Consider the following 384-nt stretch of genomic DNA (forward strand, 5'->3'; position numbering starts at 1 on the left):
GATCAAGCAGTTCCAAGTCACCTTCGACTGCGCCGAACCCGAGCGCCTCGCCCGCTTCTGGTGCGAGTTGCTGGGGTACGTCGTACCGCCGCCGCCGGAGGGCTTCGCCACATGGGACGAGTACAACGGCTCGCTGCCGCCCGAGAGTCAGGGCGCGGCCTTCGTCTGCATGGATCCCTCGGGTGCGGGTCCGCGCATGTACTTCCAGCGCGTTCCCGAAGGCAAGGTCGCCAAGAACCGCGTGCATCTCGATGTGCGGGTCGGCACCGGCCTCGTGGGTGACGAGCGCCTGGCCACACTCGAGGCCGAATGCGCACGGTTGATGGCGCTCGGCGCGAAACACGTGCTGACGCAGCGCGCCGATGGCGTCAACGAGTCGTGCAT

The 384-nt window shown here is 67.4% G+C and carries 1 protein-coding gene; it reads left to right on the forward strand.

The window, feature by feature from the left end; translation table 11 throughout:
- Position 1: 1 nt before the first annotated feature.
- Positions 2 to 384: VOC family protein (locus G3I78_RS50770; protein WP_343244058.1), on the forward strand; the 383-nt coding region annotated here is incomplete at its 3' end.

Origin of the sequence: Streptomyces sp. SID13726 (assembly GCF_010548375.1) — a bacterium.
GTDB lineage: Bacteria > Actinomycetota > Actinomycetes > Streptomycetales > Streptomycetaceae > Streptomyces.